15 protein-coding genes are annotated in these 18191 nt (G+C 31.7%); 4 read left to right on the top strand and 11 right to left on the bottom strand.

Annotated features, from left to right (window positions below):
* Positions 1–99: 99 nt before the first annotated feature.
* The 3 genes from EQ029_RS05690 to EQ029_RS05680 are packed head-to-tail and all read right to left on the bottom strand — an operon-like array spanning position 100 to position 5605.
* Positions 100–3303, bottom strand: a complete 3204-nt coding sequence (locus tag EQ029_RS05690) for a DNA polymerase III subunit alpha (RefSeq protein WP_016930829.1) — start codon at positions 3301–3303, stop codon at positions 100–102.
* Positions 3304–3324: 21 nt separating this feature from the next.
* Positions 3325–4263: a DHH family phosphoesterase gene (locus EQ029_RS05685; RefSeq protein ID WP_016930828.1), complete on the bottom strand. Its 939-nt coding sequence runs from the start codon at positions 4261–4263 to the stop codon at positions 3325–3327.
* A gap of 37 nt (positions 4264–4300) precedes the next feature.
* Positions 4301–5605, bottom strand: a complete 1305-nt coding sequence (locus tag EQ029_RS05680; protein WP_016930827.1) for a DRTGG domain-containing protein — start codon at positions 5603–5605, stop codon at positions 4301–4303.
* Positions 5606–5833: 228 nt separating this feature from the next.
* Between EQ029_RS05680 and EQ029_RS05675 the strand changes: the two genes are divergently transcribed.
* On the top strand, positions 5834–6247 hold the full coding sequence (locus EQ029_RS05675; RefSeq protein ID WP_011275518.1) for a universal stress protein: 414 nt from the start codon (positions 5834–5836) through the stop codon (positions 6245–6247).
* A gap of 123 nt (positions 6248–6370) precedes the next feature.
* Here EQ029_RS05675 and EQ029_RS05670 read toward each other — a convergent pair whose 3' ends face one another.
* Positions 6371–7060: a metal-dependent hydrolase gene (locus tag EQ029_RS05670; protein ID WP_011275517.1), complete on the bottom strand. Its 690-nt coding sequence runs from the start codon at positions 7058–7060 to the stop codon at positions 6371–6373.
* Between the two features lie 154 nt (positions 7061–7214).
* Here EQ029_RS05670 and EQ029_RS05665 point away from each other — a divergent pair, with 154 nt between their 5' ends.
* Positions 7215–8270 carry a M24 family metallopeptidase gene (locus tag EQ029_RS05665; protein WP_011275516.1) on the top strand — a complete coding sequence of 352 codons (1056 nt, stop codon included), beginning with the start codon at positions 7215–7217 and terminating at the stop codon, positions 8268–8270.
* A 73-nt stretch (positions 8271–8343) separates the two neighbouring features.
* Here EQ029_RS05665 and ald read toward each other — a convergent pair whose 3' ends face one another.
* Entirely contained in the window at positions 8344–9465 is a 1122-nt protein-coding gene (gene ald / locus EQ029_RS05660; protein WP_011275515.1) for an alanine dehydrogenase, read from the bottom strand.
* Positions 9466–9608: 143 nt separating this feature from the next.
* On the opposite strand from ald, the gene EQ029_RS05655 reads away from it, so the two are divergent.
* Positions 9609–10106 carry a universal stress protein gene (locus EQ029_RS05655; RefSeq protein ID WP_011275514.1) on the top strand — a complete coding sequence of 166 codons (498 nt, stop codon included), beginning with the start codon at positions 9609–9611 and terminating at the stop codon, positions 10104–10106.
* Positions 10107–10359: 253 nt separating this feature from the next.
* A complete protein-coding gene (locus EQ029_RS05650) occupies positions 10360–11676 on the top strand; it encodes an ISL3 family transposase (protein WP_011275929.1) in 1317 nt (438 codons plus the stop codon).
* Between the two features lie 74 nt (positions 11677–11750).
* On the opposite strand, the gene EQ029_RS05645 is transcribed toward EQ029_RS05650, so the two are convergent.
* From EQ029_RS05645 to EQ029_RS05620, 6 genes are all read right to left on the bottom strand, one after another.
* Positions 11751–12947, bottom strand: a complete 1197-nt coding sequence (locus EQ029_RS05645; RefSeq protein ID WP_011275513.1) for an acetate kinase — start codon at positions 12945–12947, stop codon at positions 11751–11753.
* A gap of 81 nt (positions 12948–13028) precedes the next feature.
* Positions 13029–13976, bottom strand: a complete 948-nt coding sequence (locus tag EQ029_RS05640) for a class I SAM-dependent methyltransferase (RefSeq protein WP_011275512.1) — start codon at positions 13974–13976, stop codon at positions 13029–13031.
* 132 nt (positions 13977–14108) lie between these two features.
* Entirely contained in the window at positions 14109–14603 is a 495-nt protein-coding gene (gene tpx, locus EQ029_RS05635) for a thiol peroxidase (RefSeq protein ID WP_011275511.1), read from the bottom strand.
* Between the two features lie 90 nt (positions 14604–14693).
* A complete protein-coding gene (locus tag EQ029_RS05630) occupies positions 14694–15470 on the bottom strand; it encodes a sulfite exporter TauE/SafE family protein (protein ID WP_011275510.1) in 777 nt (258 codons plus the stop codon).
* 41 nt (positions 15471–15511) lie between these two features.
* The gene (thiI, locus tag EQ029_RS05625; RefSeq protein WP_057504709.1) at positions 15512–16735 is read right to left on the bottom strand and encodes a tRNA uracil 4-sulfurtransferase ThiI; all 1224 of its coding nucleotides are present in this window, start codon (positions 16733–16735) and stop codon (positions 15512–15514) included.
* Positions 16736–17872: a cysteine desulfurase family protein gene (locus tag EQ029_RS05620; RefSeq protein ID WP_011275508.1), complete on the bottom strand. Its 1137-nt coding sequence runs from the start codon at positions 17870–17872 to the stop codon at positions 16736–16738. It abuts the gene before it with no gap.
* Between the last annotated feature and the right edge of the window lie 319 nt (positions 17873–18191).

Below are 18191 nucleotides of genomic sequence, written 5' to 3'. Positions count from 1 at the left end.
ATATTCTCTGCATTTAAAATTTTTTAAGATAAAATAAACTGATGACTTTATTTTATAAATCATCAGTTTACTATATCATAATTTTTTTATACATAAAAGTTATAAAATTCTTATATCTTTTGGATCAAAAGCCTCAACAAAGTTTTTAATTTCATTCGATGTTTTATCCATACTACCCAAATAATCAAGTTCTCCAGTTTGTTCATTATATATATTCACTTTAATCATATGGTTGTTTTTATGATCATTAAGAATTTGTTTAATTTCATCTAAGTTTTGAATGTTTCTTAAAATAATTTGAGATGCCTCATTTATTTTAGTTACTTCAAAATGTTCAACTGAATCCATTTGATTTAAAATGAGCTGCAATTGTTGTTTTCTCTTTTCAAATTTTCCCCAAACAACATACATTTCTCTCTCATTTAATTGAGTTTCATAACGTTTGAATTTATCTGGAAATAAAACTGCATCCATCGTATGTCGTCCATCATTTAGAACTAAAAATGCCATATTTTGACCATTCTTGGTCCTTATTTGTTTGATTTGATCTACTTGAACCAAAATAGGTTTGTGATTTACAACATTACTTAGTGTATAGATACCTAAATATTGCTTTTTATTAAATTGCTTTTCGACTGGATGATTAGAAACATAAAATCCCAAGTATTCCATTTCGTAACTACTAATCATTTGATCACTAAATTCATCTTTATCAGCGTAGGATTGTTTAGGTGTTAAAATATCCAATAATAAATCGTTTTGTTCTACATTTGACACTTCATCTAAAACTTGATCAATAGAACTTAATAAAGTTGAACGTGTTTTTCCAAAAGTATCAAAAGCGCCTACCAATATTAATGATTCAAGTAATTTTCTAGTCTTTATGCGATTTGGTATTCGTCTAGTAAAATCAAAGAAATCTTTATACTTACCATTTTGATACCTTTCATCAACAATTGATTTAACGCTCTGATAACCAACACCTTTAATAGCACCTAAGGATAGATAAATATTTGATTTAGTTGCTCTATAATACCAATGGCTTTCATTAATATTAGGAGGCAAAATTTTCAATTTTTGATTTTTAGCTTCATCAATTATGGCCGCTGTTTTAGATTCATTACCAACGACATTACTTAAAATATTAGCATAAAAATAATTAGGATAGTGAACCTTCAAATATGCCATGATATATGCAATTTTTGAATAACTTACCGCATGTGCTCTAGGAAATCCATAATCAGCAAACTTAAGAATTAAATCAAATATTTGTTTACTTATCTTCTCATCATATTTATTTTTTATCGCACCTTCAACAAAATGTTGTCTTTCACTTTCTAATACTGCTCTATTCTTTTTACTCATGGCACGACGTAGAATATCTGCTTGTCCATAACTAAAGCTAGCAAATTGACTAGCGATTTGCATAATTTGTTCTTGATAAATTATTACACCATACGTATTTTTAAGTATGGGTTCTAAATCAGGGTGTAAGTATTTAATTTCACTTTCGTTGTGTCGTCGTGAAATATAAGTCGGAATTTCCTCCATAGGTCCTGGTCTATATAAAGACGTAACCGCAACGATATCTTCAAAATGTTCAGGCTGAAGTCGTTTTAATACTTTTCTTACACCTTCAGATTCAAGTTGGAAGATTCCAGTTGTATCTCCTCTAGATAATAACTTAAATACGTCTACATCATTAAACGGTATCTCTTCAATCTCTAAAGAAATATTTAAATCTTTTTTTACTTGAGTGATAATTTGATGTATGATAGATAAATTTCTTAACCCCAAAAAGTCAATCTTAAGTAAACCAATTCGCTCTGCTTCTGTCATCGTCCATTGCGTCAATAAACCAGTATCGCCCAATGTTAGTGGTGCATAATTATATAGAGGTTGATCGTTAATAATAATACCTGCTGCATGTGTTGAAGTATGTCTAGGTAAGCCTTCTAATTTCTTACTTAATTCAAACCACTTTTCATGTCGATGATTTCTATGTACAAATTGCTTAAATTGCTCATCCTCATATGCCTCATCTAAAGTTATACCAAGTTGATGAGGTATTAACTTAGAAATTTCATTTAAAGTTTTATCATCAAATCCAATTATGCGACCTACATCTCTTGCAACAGCCCTAGTCAATAAATGTCCAAATGTGACAATACCCGAAACACGATGTTTTCCATATTTGTCTTGAACGTATTGAATGACTCTTTCCCTACGCGTGTCTTCAAAATCAATATCTATATCAGGCATTGTTACACGTTCAGGATTTAAAAAACGTTCAAATAATAAATTAAATCTAATTGGATCTATTGTAGTAATGTCGAGCAGGAAGCTAACTAATGAACCAGCTGAGGACCCCCGCCCAGGACCAACCATAACATCATGTGTTTTAGCGTAGTGAATTAAATCACTCACAATTAAAAAGTAGTCTTCAAAACCCATTTCAGTTATAACGCGATATTCATGTTCTAATCTTTTTGTATAGCGTTCATCATGATTTAATTCCATCTTTTTTAAACTTGATTGGAGTTGTGACCATAAATACTCTTTTGAAGAATTACCTGATGGTGCATCGAATTTAGGTAGTAAATTTTGATGATATTCTAAGCTTGCATTACATAAACTAGCTAGTTCAAGTGTATTATTCCATACCTCTCTATCTATATTTAATGTTTCTAATTCATTTTGTTTAGGAAAATGTTCCCCAATATCTTCAGTATCATTAACCAGATCTATCTTAGTATTATTTTTAATTGCTTCAAGTGCTGGAATCGTCTCAACATCTTCTTGATTTAAGTATCGTGCATTTTTAAACCAAACTACTCTTATATTATTATAAAATGCTAAGTCGCTTGAATGATTTATAAATATATTTTGATGGTTTTGAAATTGTTCAACTATAGAATAATGAGGTTGATTTGCTTGTTTAAATATGATTGCAAAATTTGTTGAATACTTTTTTAACCACTCAACTGATATAACCTCTTTTTGCTTCATTTTAATTGCAGAAGAGAGTTGAAATAGTGATCTTAAGCCATCATTATTTATAGCTAAAACCACAGTCTCAATTGTATACAAACCATCCGTAACGTTAACTGTCATTCCAAAAATTGGTTTAATATTGGCTTTAATACAAGCATCATAAAATTTAGGGAAGCCATATAAGACATTAGTATCAGTAATCGCTAATGTATCATAATGATTATTTTGTGCTTTTTTAACTACATCATTGATTCTCAAACTAGAATTTAATAAATCATATGTTGTATGAAGATTTAAATGAGCAACCATGAATGACTTCCTTTCTTAAATTTATAATTTCTGACGTAAAGCTTGTGCTAATTCTTCAAATTCATCCCAACTATAGACTGACACACCTGATGCATTTGGGTGGCCTCCCCCACCAAATTGATTAGCGACATCATTAATAGTGATCCCTTTAGATCGAATACGACATCTAATTTGATCTCCCTCATCTACACCAAACATCCATATTTTCAAACCGCTAATATCCGCAACTGTATTTACAAATTGAGAAGCTTCATTAGGCTGAATGTCAAACTGCTTTAAAACATCATTAGTTATTTTAATTTGACAATATTCATGTGAATCTGATAGTTCAAAATTTTGTAAAACATATCCTTGGAAAGGCATTAACTTAGGATCTTTTTCGGACATTTTATTTAATTCAGCATTGTGATTGAATGGATATGCCAATAATTGACTAGCAACTTCCATTGTATGAGGTGATGTATTACTAAATAAGAATCGCCCTGTGTCTCCAACAATACCTAAATACAATACTCGAGCTACATGTTCATCAATTATACTTAGATCATTAAAATGTGAGATGAAATCAAATATAATTTCACTTGTAGAAGATGCTTCAGTATTAACAAAATTTACATTACCATATTGATCAGTAGCAGGATGATGATCTATTTTAATTAATGACTGTCCATTTAAATATCTTTGATCATCAATACGTGGTGCATTTGCAGTATCACATACAATTACAAGTGCATCACTATATACACTGTCATCAATTTCATCTAAGTCTCCTATAAATGATAATGATGGTTCAGCTTCACCTGTAGCATAGATATTTTTTTCAGGGAATTTTCGTTCAAGATATAACTTTAATCCAAGTTGTGAGCCATAAGCGTCTGGATCAGGTCTCACATGTCTATGAATAATAATTGTTTCTGCCTCTTTAACTCTTTGCATGATTTCATTAAAAATTTCTACCATTGTTATATCTCCTTAAATTAGATTTATTACTTTAAAATTAAATACTTTGCATATCTTCAAACATCTGACAAATTATCATTGCATTTGCGACTTTTTCATTACCACTTACCATCGCGACTTCCAATTTTGCAAAGTTCCTTCCAACATCGAGCATGTCATATTGTACTCTAATTGATGCTTCAATTGGCACAGTTTTAATATAGATGATATTTAAACTTTCAATCATAACATCTACCTTTTTATATTTTCGCAATTCATGCTTTATTGTTTCTTCAATAATAGCGACAAATACAGCCTTACTTAATGTTCCATATTGATTGGTTAATAACGGAGAAACCTCAACCGAAATGTCACTTTGTGAAATCGTAATATGTTTCGCTATTTGATCATTAATCGTCTCACCTATTTGAGGTTGTCTGCCAATAAGTTGCATCGCTTTTAATACGTCATCTCTCGTTATTACACCTATTGCTCTTTTATTCTGAGTTACGGGTAATATCTCAATCCCTTCCCAAATCATAATGTGAGCACAACTCGCTACCGTAGTATTTAATTCAACATTGATAGGACGTTTCGTCATTACTTTAGCAATGGTATCATCCGAGTTCATTTGGATGACTTCCTTACTCGTAACGATACCAACTAATCGCCAATCTTTATCTACAACTGGAAACCTTGAATGACCTGTAACTTTGGCACGTGATTTATAATCTTCAATACCCATTTCATCAAAAATTACCGTCATATCGTTAATTGGTTTCACTATATCTTCAACTATTAAAATTTCTTTTCTAATCATTTGATTATACATTGCTCTATTGATAATATTCGCTACAAGAAATGTATCATAATTTGAAGACAGGATTGGTAAATCATGATTATTAGCATAATCAATAATTTTTTGTGTCGTTTTAAAACCTCCAGTAATAAGTACGCCACTACCTCTTTTTAACGCTTCTAACTGAACATCCGGCCTATTACCTACGATTAACAATGTATGATGACTTAAATATTTAACCACATCTTTAAGTTCCATTGCACCTATCGCAAATTTTGAAACACTTTTTTTTAATCCATTTTTGCCACCAATGATATCTCCATCAATGATATTTAAAATTTCATTAAACGTAAGGTTCTCAATCTCCTCACGATTCTTTTTATCAATACGTACTGTACCTACTCTATCAATGGTAGTTACTAACCCAAGTTGTCCGGCATCTTTTATAGCTCTATATGCCGTTCCCTCAGATACTTTCATTACTTTGGCAACTTTCCTGACAGAAATTTTTTGGCCAACATTTAACGATTCTATGTATGCTATGATTTGTTCATGTTTAGTCATTGATAATACCTCTTTATAATGTACAGTGTTTTATTTATTATAACTTTTTAATCATAAAAAATCGATTTAGAAAATGTAAATTAATTAGTTTTAGAAACGCTTCATCAGTTTGATTTTTTATTAATTAATAAATCAAGTTATGTTAATTAAATCTTTAATTATTTTAATTATATACATTGGTAAAATTAAAACATTTTATATATAATTGTTTATGAGGAGGGATGACCTATGTATAAAAATATTTTATTAGGTGTAGATACTCAATTAAAAAATGAGAAAGCGTTGAAGGAAGTATCAAAATTAGCAGGTCCAGATACCGTAGTAACTATTTTAAATGCGATTGGCGAACAGGATGCACAAGCATCAATTAAAGCTGGTACGCATATTAATGAATTGACTGAAAAACGTAGTCAATTGCTAGAAAAAACACGAACTACTTTAGAAGACTATGGCATTGATTATGATCAAATCATCGTACGTGGTAACCCTAAGGACGAATTAGTGAAACACGCTAATAGTGGTAAATATGAAATCGTCGTATTAAGTAACCGTAAAGCTGAATCTCAGAAAAAATTCGTATTAGGTAGTGTAAGTCATAAAGTAGCAAAACGTGCTACCATCCCTGTACTGATTGTAAAATAGTTAGTAAAATTTCAAAAGATGCGTCAAAATAATAGCACAAAGATGATTGTTCATGTATAAATCACCTTTGTGCTTATTAATTTCATTTAACTAATTAATCACTTCATATTTATTTAAAATCTATTAAAATGATACAGACTCACCAGGTTCTAATATTTGTACTTCACCTTCATGTACTGCATCCTTAAATTGTTGTGGATCTTGTTCAATTAATGGGAAAGTATTGTAATGAACTGGAACTGAAATCTTAGGTTTAACAAATTCATTAATTGCATAACTTGCATCATCAATACCCATAGTAAAGTTATCACCAATTGGGACAAAACATACATCTACAGGGTGTCTTTCAGCAATTAACTTCATATCACTAAACAATCCTGTATCACCCATGTGATAAATCGTTTTACCTTCAACTTCTAATATAAGTCCCATTGGCATTCCTAAGTAAACAGGGATACCATCTTCATGTGTGAAACTTGAACTATGGAAAGCTTGAACATATTTAACGCTACCGAAATCAAATTTAGCTTTGCCACCGATATTCATACCATGAACATCTTCTACACCATGATAAGTACTTAAATACCCTTGTAATTCAGCAGAACCTATAACCGTTGCGTGATTACGATTTGCTAATTCAACTACATCGCCAAAGTGATCAGCATGACCATGAGTTAAAATTATATAGTCTACATCTAATGTTTGTTCATCTAAATCACATTTGTCATTACCCGAAATAAATGGATCTACAATTACTTTTTTACCATTACCTTCAAAATAAATCGTTGATTGCCCATGAAAAGAAAGTTTCATAATTATAGCCTCCTATTGCTTGATTATTATAATTATACCCTAGCTATTAAAGATATAACATGAAACTAAAATAATCGCTTATTATATTAAATAATTTTGAATTCTAAGCTGATTAGACGTAAAATTAACATAAATACTTAATGGAGATGATTGAATGAGTAAAATCGAAAAAATAACTAAACAATTACAACATGAACAAGCTGACGCTGCATGGATAACAACTCCTCTCAATGTATTCTACTTCACTGGGTATAGAAGCGAACCTCACGAGAGACTATTTGCACTATTAATTACAGCAAATGGAGATCAAACCTTATATTGTCCAAAGATGGAAGTTGAAGAAGTTAAGAATTCTCCATTTGAAGGAAAAATCATTGGTTACTTAGATACTGAGAATCCTTTTGAAATTGATCCGTTATCTTTTAATAAGTTATTGATTGAAAGTGAACACTTAACAGTAAAACGTCAACGCGAGTTAACTCAAAACTTTGGTGTTCAGCACTATGGCGATATTGATCAAACAATTAAAGAATTACGTAATATTAAAAACGAATCCGAAATTGAAAATATTCGCGAAGCGGCAAAGCTCGCTGACAAATGCATCGAAATTGGTACCGAATTCCTTAAAGTCGGTGTAACAGAACGTGAAGTAGTCAATCATATTGAAAATGAAATCAAAAAATTTGGTGTTAGTGAGATGAGTTTTGACACAATGGTATTATTTGGAGATCACGCTGCATCACCTCACGGAACACCAGGAGAAAGAAAACTAGTTAAAGATGAATATGTATTATTTGATTTAGGGGTTATATATAATCATTATTGTAGCGATATGACACGTACAGTAAAATTCGGAACCCCTTCTGAAGAAGCTCAAACAATTTATAATATTGTTTTAGAAGCAGAAACCAATGCAATTGAGGCAATTAGAGCAGGCGTCCCTTTACAAGATATTGATAAAATCGCTAGAGACATTATAAGTGATGCTGGATACGGTGATTATTTCCCTCACAGATTAGGACATGGCCTTGGTTTAGAAGAGCATGAATATCAAGATGTTTCAAGTACAAATTCAAACCTACTTGAAGCGGGAATGGTTATTACGATAGAACCTGGTATATATGTACCTAATGTTGCTGGCGTACGTATTGAAGATGATATTTTAGTAACTGAAAATGGTTATGAAATACTAACACACTATGATAAATAAAAATTAAAAATCCAGTTGAGTTAATAGTAAAATAACTATGTACTCAACTGGATTATTTATATTAAATCAATTATTAATCTTCTTTTAATGCATCTTCAACAGATGTGTATTCTAAACCGAACGCTTCAGCTACACCTTTATGAGTTACATGACCTTTGTACGTATTTAAACCTAAAGATAATGCGTGGTTTGCTTTGAATGCTTCACGGTAACCCTTACTTGCTAATAATTGCGCATAAGGTAATGTTGCATTATTTAATGCAATTGTAGATGTACGAGGTACTGCACCTGGCATATTCGCAACTGCATAGTGAACAACACCATGTTTTACATATGTTGGATCATCGTGTGTCGTAATTTTATCTGTAGTTTCAAAAATACCACCTTGGTCAATAGCGATATCAACAATCACTGAACCATCTTTCATTTGTTTAATCATATCTTCAGTTACCAAGCTAGGTGCTTTTGCACCAGGGATTAATACGGCACCAATAACTAAATCACTTTCTTTTACTGCATTTTCAATATTTAATGGGTTAGACATAATTGTGTTCACACGGCCATCAAATAAATCATCTAATTCAGCTAATCGTTTAGGGTTTACATCTAAGATTGTAACATTAGCACCTAAACCTAGTGCGATTTTAGCCGCATTTGTACCAGCTTGACCGCCACCGATGATAGATACTTTACCTTTTGGTACTCCAGGAACGCCTCCAAGTAAAATACCCATTCCACCGTTAAATTTTTGTAGGAATTGTGAACCAACTTGAGCAGACATACGTCCTGCAACTTCACTCATTGGTGTTAATAATGGTAATGAACGGTCAGGTAATTGAACCGTTTCATAGGCAATACCTACGACTTTATTATCAACTAACGCTTGAGTTAATTTTTCTTCATTAGCAAGATGTAGGTATGTAAATAAGATGAGTCCTTCTTTGAAATATTTATACTCTTCTTCCAATGGTTCTTTAACTTTAATAACCATTTCTACATCCCATACAGATGACTGTTCAGATACAATGTCAGCACCTGCATCTTTGTAATCTTTATCTTCAAAGAATGAACCTAAACCAGCATCTTTCTCAACAAGTACTGTATGTCCTTGCTCAACTAATGCATGTACACCACTTGGTGACAAACCAACTCTGTTTTCGTTATTTTTTATCTCTTTTGGAATACCAATTTTCATTCCATCCACCTCCATCACTATCGTAACGCTAAACCAATGAAAGCGCAATCAGAAAAAGTACACATTATTGTTAAAATATAAAGAGTAAAAATTCTGAAATTTGTGGTAATATATAAGTAAGAAAAGCTAAGGGGGTTATTAAGATGTTAACATACAAAAACATTTTAATCGCAGTTGATGGTTCACACGAAGCTGAGTGGGCTTTCAATAAAGCAGTAGACGTAGCTAAACGTAATGACGCTAAATTAACTATAGTGAACATTATCGATTCAAGAACGTATTCTTCTTATGAAGTATACGATGCACAATTCACTGAGAAGTCTAGAAGTTTCTCTGAAGAATTATTAAAAGGTTATCAAGAAGTTGCAACGCGTGCTGGAGTAACTAACGTTGAAACTCGTTTAGAGTTTGGTTCTCCTAAAGCAATTATCCCTAAAAAATTAGCAAGTGAATTAGGTGTAGATTTAATTATGTGTGGTACTTCAGGTTTAAATGCCGTTGAAAGATTTATTGTCGGTTCTGTATCTGAAGCAATTGTACGTCACGCACCATGTGATGTATTAGTAGTGCGTACAGAAGAAATTCCTGAAGATTTCCAACCTGAAGTTGCAACTCCAGAATTTAGAAAACAATATTCATAATAGTTATATCTAACTATTCATTTACAAAGTGAGTTTAATATGGCGATAAGGTCTTTGACTTTATCGTCATTATTTATTTGTCACAATTTTATTTAAAAAAGACAACATACATTGTCTAATTAGGTTCTATAATAAATTGGACTGATGACAAAATTCATCAGTCCAATTTTTATGTTTTTGAATAGAAAAAAGGCGCAATTACCTCTATAATTATTAGCTACCAAACAAAATAAAAAAGAAAGGTAATGCGCCTATGTGTAAGTCTATATTAAAAACATTAAGAATTAAAGATAAAAATATCAATTTTTCAGACGAAGTGATTGAGAAAAAATATAAAGGACGAATGAGCCTGTTTTATTATGCCGAGCTCACTTATCAACCTACATATTGTGAAAATTGTTTAGCTAAAAATGATAATTTCTCTATAGTAAAAAATGGTAAGAAAACCTCAACGATTACTTTGCTTAAAATTATGGAAATGCCCGCTTATTTAAATCTTCAAAAACAAAGATTTTATTGTAAAACATGCGATAGTCATTTTACTGCTAAATCTAATATTGTCGACGCTCATTGCTTTATTTCAAATAAAACAAAACTTGCAGTTTTAAATAAAGCACAAGAATGCCGCTCTCAAAAATCTATCGCTAAGTCATGCTTAATATCATCAATGACTGTGTCTAGAGTGATTAATCAAGCGGCAAGCGACGTAGGTCAGTCTTCTTTTGATGCTTTACCTGAACACTTAATGATGGACGAATTTAAAAGTGTTAAAAATGTAACTGGGAAAATGAGCTTTATTTATGCAGATGCTGTATCGCACCGCATCGTAGATGTGGTAGCGGATCGTAAGTTAAAATCGTTAAAAGATCATTTTTATCGCTATTCTTTGAAACTAAGACAAAAAGTCAAAACAGTAACGATTGATATGTATGAACCATATATGTCGCTAATCAAGCAATTATTTCCTAACGCGAAGATTATTATTGATCGTTTTCATATTGTTCAATCCTTAAATCGAGCGTTAAATATGTCTAGAGTTCATGTAATGAATTGTTATAGGGCCTCAAATAGACCGCTTTATAATAAATATAAAAGTTATTGGAAATTATTTCTTAAACCTTTTGAAACGCTAGAGGCATTTAATTATCGTAAAGTCCATTTATTTAAAGAGTGGAAAACTGAAAAAGGCATTGTAAATTACTTATTAGATGTAGATGAAGAATTATATAATACATATCACTACGTTCATGAGCTAAGACGATTTTTAAAAGAAAACCAAATAGAGAAATTTAATCATAAACTCTTTTCTATTCATCTTTCAGATGTGTGTCCTAAATTACGCCCAGTCATTAGAACTTTAAGACGATTAGCAACTTTCATTGAAAATACTATGACATATTCTAACCTGACCAACGGTCCGTTAGAAGGAATTAATAATAAAATCAAACTCATTAAAAGGGTATCTTTTGGTTATAGAAATTATGATAATTTACGTAATAGAATTATTATAACTTCGCGACTATTTGCCTCAACAACAAAAAAAGAGATTAAACAACCTAAGGTTGCTTAATCTCAATATTAGGACTCATCAGTCCGATTTGACATAGAGCCCTAATTACAATGCATGTTGTCAGTATTAATAAATTATAATTCGCCAAATTTAACTGTATCTCTAGCAATCATAACTTCTTCATTTGTTGGAATAACAATAACTTTAACTGGTGAGTGTGGGTAATTGATAAATCCTTCTTCACCACGGATTGTTTCATTTTTCTTAGGATCCCAATAGATGCCCATGAATTCTAAGCCTTCTAATACTTTAGCACGAACTGTTGAAGAGTTTTCTCCTACACCAGCTGTAAATACAATGACATCCACGCCATGCATTCTTGTAGCATAAGAACCAATATATTTATGAATTCTTGAAGCAAATACGTCTAGTGCTAATTGTGCACGTTCTTTTCCTTCTTCTGCATCACTTTCAAGGTCACGTAAGTCACTTGATGTACCTGAAATACCAAGTAGACCTGATTCTTTGTTTAATACATTAAGAACTTCTTCGGCGTTTTGACCAGTCTTTTGCATAATGAATGGAATTAATGCAGGGTCGATATTACCTGAACGTGTACCCATTGTTACACCCGCTAATGGAGTGAACCCCATTGATGTATCGATTGATTCACCACCATCGATGGCAGCAATTGATGCACCATTACCAATATGACAAGAGATAATGCGTAACTCTTCAATTGGTTTATTCATGATTTCAGCAGCACGTTGTGATACATATTTGTGACTTGTACCGTGGAAACCATATTTACGAATGCCATAATCTTTATAGTATTGGTAAGGTAAGCTATATAAATATGATTGTTCTGGCATTGATTGGTGGAATGAAGTATCAAACACTGCTACATGAGGAATGTTTGGTAATAATTTTCTGAATGCACGGATACCCATTAAGTTAGCAGGGTTATGCAATGGTGCTAATTCACTTAATGATTCAATTTGTTCTTCCACTTTATCTGTAACTAATGCAGACGTTGGGAATAACTCACCACCGTGCACGACACGATGTCCTGTACCAGCAATATCATTAATGTCATCAATGATGCCATGTTGTTTGAAACTGTCTAACATGATGTTAATAGCTTCTTCATGATCCTTGATATCTTTAACATCTTTAATTTTTTCACCATTCACTTCAATTGTGAAGATTGAATCTTTAATACCGATACGTTCGATTAAACCTTTTGTTACTAGAGTTTCTTCAGGCATTCTTATTAGTTGGAATTTTAAAGAAGAACTACCAGCGTTAATCGCTAAAACTAAACTAGACATATATTATTGTCCTCCAATTTATTAATTAATATCCATATTTATTTAACCATTAATACAGCCATAATTCAAGAATATCACAGTTTATTTTTGAGGATGATTGTCTTTCATCCAAGTATTTAATTCACCAATAAATCCTTGGAATTGATTAGGATTTTTAAAATCAGGAATATTTGCTAATAACACTTCAACTGGCTTAGTCTCATTCGATTTTTTCTTTTGTAAAATCAATATTGATTTACGCGCATTTTCGTTCTTAAATAACGTCTTAGGTAAATTTAAAAATGCTTGCATTTCTGTTTCTGTAGCAATGAAATTTTCTAACTGTTTTACATTGTCATTCTCAAAAATATTACTTGGAACTACTAAAAATGCGAAACCAGATTGTTTTAAGGCAGTAATTGCTTGTTCAATTAGTAAATAATGTGAATAGCTATTCCCTTCTTTAAAACCTAATTGCATTTCATGACTTCGTTCATCTAGAGGATAATATCCTATCGGTAAATCACCAATAACAATATCCGCTTCTTCTAAAGGTAACGGCATAATTGCATCCTGAGGATAAACATCAAACGGTATCTCCAAGAAATTTGCTAAATGTACACTAACTCTTGAAAGTACCGGATCAACTTCAATAAGATGATGCATTATTGTAGTATCCTTAAGCACTTCATTAACAGATGCACTTAAATGGCCTGCACCACTAGCGATATCTACAACATGTAATTCTTCGTTGTTTTCAGTAAATTTTTGAACTAAAAATCCGAGAATTAAACCTATAGAATCGGGTGTTATTTGGTGATTGGCTTGAATTGTTTCTTCTTGCATTAAACTTAAATAAGCGAACTGAAATGCTTTTCTACGATCTTGTAATGTGGCTTGTTCTAGTAATTCACGTTTATTACTATAAACATCTTCCATTGCTAATCCTAAATTCTCAATAAAACTTTGACCGTTTTGTTCATTTAAAACTTTAGCTTTTTCATCTAATGTTTTAAAAAGCTTTTCCATGATTGTTTGTTCTTCACTCATAAACTTAATCCTCTCCATTAAAAAAGTGTCCATTCGGTTTATTTCTTAAAAATAATCAACGCTAATTTAAAGTAGCATTTTTGAAATAAATATGGACACTTTTACGTTATATCTATCATCTAAAAATTGATATTAAATGTTGCGATATGCTTCTAATGCAGCATCAAAGTTAGGAAAATCAGTACCTTCGCTAACTAATTCTTTATATACAACTTTGTCATTGCTATCTAATACAAATACAGAACGAGCTAATAATCTTAACTCTTCCATAACGACACCATATTGTTGACCAAATGATAAGTCTTTATGGTCACTTAAAGTGATAACGTTATCTAAACCATTTGATGCACACCATCTTTTTTGAGCAAATGGTAAATCTGCAGAAATCGTTAAAACAACACCGTCTTCTTGCGCCGCTTCTTCATTAAATTTACGAGTTTGTTGGTCACACACACCTGTATCAATAGAAGGTACAACGCTGATTAATTTCTTTTGACCTTTATAATTTTCTAAACTAACTTCATTTAAATCGTTATCTAATACTTTAAAGTCAGGAGCATGTTGCCCTTCTGATACTTCAGAACCAGCTAAATGAATTGGATTATTTTTAAAAGTAATTTGTGTCATGATGAAATGACCTCCTATAATTTTTATCATTATATTGTTATCATACGACAGTGGTAAAACTTAAATCAATCATTTAAAACTGAATCATATCTAATGTTGAAGCAGTTGTAAAATGTAGTCATATGTGTTTTTCAAAATTAGAACTGCTGTAACGATAATAAAAAGTATCTTTACATAACCAACACCTTTGCTTATGGCAAATTGTGCACCTACATATGAACCTATAATCATACTTACAGCCATAATTAAGCCATACACAAAATCAACCTGGCCTAAGATAATAAAAAGAACTAATGCACCTAAATTAGAAGCAAAATTTAAGACTTTCGCATTACCTGCTGCACTCAAAAAATCAAATCCAAACATAAGCAAAACAAATAACATAAAAGAGCCAGTGCCTCCACCTAAGAAACCATCATAAAAGCCAATTATTAACATTAAAGATACAAAAATGACAGCTTTACCAATTGTTAGCTTAGAAAATGTGCGCACATTTCCCCAATCTTTTTTCATAATTGTATATATCAGTACAAGGCTCAATATAATGATAATTAAAGGCTTTAAAATTTGTGCAGGCAACATAGTAGCTAAACTAGCACCGCCTGCTGCAAATATAAACACAAATGGAAATAACTTAAGTACAATATTTAAATCTACTTTGCCTGAACGTATAAACTTAATTGCACTTGTAAGCGATCCAAATGAACTGGCTAATTTGTTAGTACCAAGCGCCAATGAAGGTGGCATTCCTATAGCTAATAAAGCTGGTGTTGAAATTAGGCCCCCACCACCTACTACTGCATCGATAAAAGCAGCTAAAAATCCAAATGCTATAATAATTAATATAATATTTAGCGTTATCTCCATGATGCATATCCCCTTTGTTCTTAATACTTGATTATTCTATTTTAGAATAACTCATCAATTAATGCATCAGTGTTTTGGTCTTTTTCGCTCTTATAATCTTTATTAATAGTTAATATTTCAATATTATCTGCTGCACGTTGAACCATTTCATCGAAGTTAAATACACTTTCATATTTAATTACTTTATCAAAATCTGGTTCAGTTACAGGATTTTTAGGAGTGAAAATAGTACAACAGTCTTCATAAGGTTGAATCGAAACATCAAATGTACCAATCTCTCGTGCTTTCTTGACAATATCTTCCTTATCAAGCGAAACAAGTGGTCTTAAAATCGGAGTAGAAGTCACATCATTAATTGCGTACATACTCTTTAATGTTTGACTTGCCACTTGTCCTAAATTTTCACCGTTAACAATCGCATTAGCCCCAACTTTTTCTAATACAATATCCGCTACACGTAACATCATGCGACGCGTAGATGTCATTGTGTATCTAGGATGAACTACTTTATTTATTTGTTTTTGTAATTCTGTAAATGGCACTATATGCAATTTTATTGGTCCCACTCTTTCAGAGAGGATACGTGTAAGTTCAATCACTTTGTCTTTAGCTTTTTCACTAGTAAAAGGTGGACTATGGAAATGAATCGCTTCTATATAAACACCACGTTTCATAATTTCCATCCCAGCTACTGGAGAGTCTATGCCTCCTGACAACATTAAGAGTGTTTTACCGCCAGTGCCAACTGGTAAACCACCAGCACCTTCATAAATTTGTGTGAATACATACACACCATCCATTCTTACTTCAACTCTTACGTTATAATCGGGTTGTTTCACATCAACCGATATATCTTCAGTTGCTTGTAAAATCGCACCTCCAAGTTCACGTTGTAAAGCATATGTGTCCATTGGAAATGACTTATCTACACGTTTAACATCAATTTTGAATGTCTCTCCCGGTTTAAAATCTTGAGCTAAATCAACACATAATTTTTTTATTTCATCTAATTCTTGAGAGGTTTTATGAACAGGACTAATAGATTTAATACCAAATATTTTAGTTAAACGATTGATTACCTCCTGTGCATCTGCTTCTTCAGTTAATGAGATATACATTCTATCTCTCTTGCCTTTAACATGCGTTCCTTCTATAGTTTGTAAAGACTTAATGACGTTATCTTTCAAAGCATTTACAAACTTTTTCCGATTTGTTCCTTTTAAAGTTAGTTCACCATATCTAACTAATAAATGATCAAACTCCATTTACTTTAACAACTCCTTAATTTCTTTGTATATCGTTTCAAATTTCACTTTAAATTGATCAATATCTTCTTGAGTAGTCATATCTCCTAAGGATAATCTAATACTTCCTTCAATTTTATTATCCGGGAGTCCCATTGACATTAAAACTTCATTTAGTTTTCCTCTTTTAGATGAGCAAGCGCTTGTAGTTGAAACCATGATATCCAATTTAGAAAATGCATTAACTAAGACCTCACCCTTCACACCTGGAAACGCAATATTTAATATTTGCGGTGCACAATCCAAAGGAGAATTGATATATACACCTCTAAACTCTTTTAAAAATTCACGTAATTCATGGTTGTAATCACTTAATCGTTGATGACGTTCATTTAAATTATCTATTGCTAAAGTTATTGCTTTAACTAGTGACACATTCATCGGTAAGTTCACTGTTCCACTTCTTACGCCGTATTCTTGTCCTCCGCCGTGAACAATAGGTTCTAATTTATCTTTATTATCAATTAATAGGAGACCCTGTCCTTTTAGTCCATTAAATTTATGACCACTAAAGCTTACACTATTAACACCTTCAAGGTTCATTGTTACTTTTCCTAAAGCTTGAACTGCATCAACGTGTAAATGTGCTTTAGGATAATCTTTTAATATGTCCACTATTTCATCAATAGGTTGAATTTGACCCATAATATTATTCACATACATACAAGAAACAAGACCGACCTTGTCATTCATCAATGAAGCTAAATGTTCAATATCAACACGGCCATCCGCATTAACATCAACATATTTTAATACAAACCCATCTTCTTCTAAATATCTCATAACTTCTAAGACAGATGGATGTTCTAAAACGGAAGTAATAATTTCATTTGCAAATTGCTTTTTACGATAAGCAATACCTTTTAAAGCTATATTATTCGATTCAGTGGCACCACTTGTGAAAATAACATCTGTTTTTTGTCCTATAGATAGCATTGATGATATACGTTCCTTTGCTTGTAGAAGCACCTTCTCCGCTTGCAACCCCCACTTGTGAGGACTATTTGGATTGAAATAAACAGTTTCATTTACTTTATTAAATGAATCGAGTACATCTTTATGAGGCTTTGTAGTGGCTGCATTATCAAAATAGATCACTTAAAACACTCTCTTTCATTCTCTATTAAATTATTTATTTACCCTTAGTAAATTTATCTTTTATAGACATATTATTCAAAAATAGATACTAAAGCATTATACTATTTTTAAATAAAAATAAAAGGCGTCGAACTCAAATTAAATGATTTTGAGTTGAAAACTTATTTAGCATTATTTATTAAGCGTTCTGAATTAAAGTAACTCCCCCTTGAATTCAATAACTTACTATAACTTTAAACAAATCAAAAAAGATGGGATAGAATTCATTACGAATTCATTATCCCACCTCAAAATAGACTACTATTTATTTGCTTTAACC

It is taken from the genome of Staphylococcus haemolyticus (assembly GCF_006094395.1).
Classification (GTDB): Bacteria; Bacillota; Bacilli; order Staphylococcales; family Staphylococcaceae; genus Staphylococcus; species Staphylococcus haemolyticus.
Note: the sequence above shows the minus strand (reverse complement) of the source record. Positions and strands in the feature narration are given on the sequence as shown.

Bases quoted from the DNA above. Each gene is read 5' to 3' on its own strand.
- EQ029_RS05665 (WP_011275516.1), top strand. From the start codon at position 7,215: ATGAGTAAAATCGAAAAAATAACTAAACAATTACAACATGAACAAGCT.
- EQ029_RS05670 (WP_011275517.1), bottom strand. From the start codon at position 7,060: ATGAAACTTTCTTTTCATGGGCAATCAACGATTTATTTTGAAGGTAAT.
- ald (WP_011275515.1), bottom strand. From the start codon at position 9,465: ATGAAAATTGGTATTCCAAAAGAGATAAAAAATAACGAAAACAGAGTT.
- EQ029_RS05655 (WP_011275514.1), top strand. From the start codon at position 9,609: ATGTTAACATACAAAAACATTTTAATCGCAGTTGATGGTTCACACGAA.
- EQ029_RS05680 (WP_016930827.1), bottom strand. From the start codon at position 5,605: ATGACTAAACATGAACAAATCATAGCATACATAGAATCGTTAAATGTT.
- EQ029_RS05690 (WP_016930829.1), bottom strand. From the start codon at position 3,303: ATGGTTGCTCATTTAAATCTTCATACAACATATGATTTATTAAATTCT.
- EQ029_RS05685 (WP_016930828.1), bottom strand. From the start codon at position 4,263: ATGGTAGAAATTTTTAATGAAATCATGCAAAGAGTTAAAGAGGCAGAA.
- EQ029_RS05645 (WP_011275513.1), bottom strand. From the start codon at position 12,947: ATGTCTAGTTTAGTTTTAGCGATTAACGCTGGTAGTTCTTCTTTAAAA.
- EQ029_RS05650 (WP_011275929.1), top strand. From the start codon at position 10,360: ATGTGTAAGTCTATATTAAAAACATTAAGAATTAAAGATAAAAATATC.
- tpx (WP_011275511.1), bottom strand. From the start codon at position 14,603: ATGACACAAATTACTTTTAAAAATAATCCAATTCATTTAGCTGGTTCT.
- EQ029_RS05675 (WP_011275518.1), top strand. From the start codon at position 5,834: ATGTATAAAAATATTTTATTAGGTGTAGATACTCAATTAAAAAATGAG.
- thiI (WP_057504709.1), bottom strand. From the start codon at position 16,735: ATGGAGTTTGATCATTTATTAGTTAGATATGGTGAACTAACTTTAAAA.
- EQ029_RS05630 (WP_011275510.1), bottom strand. From the start codon at position 15,470: ATGGAGATAACGCTAAATATTATATTAATTATTATAGCATTTGGATTT.
- EQ029_RS05640 (WP_011275512.1), bottom strand. From the start codon at position 13,976: ATGAGTGAAGAACAAACAATCATGGAAAAGCTTTTTAAAACATTAGAT.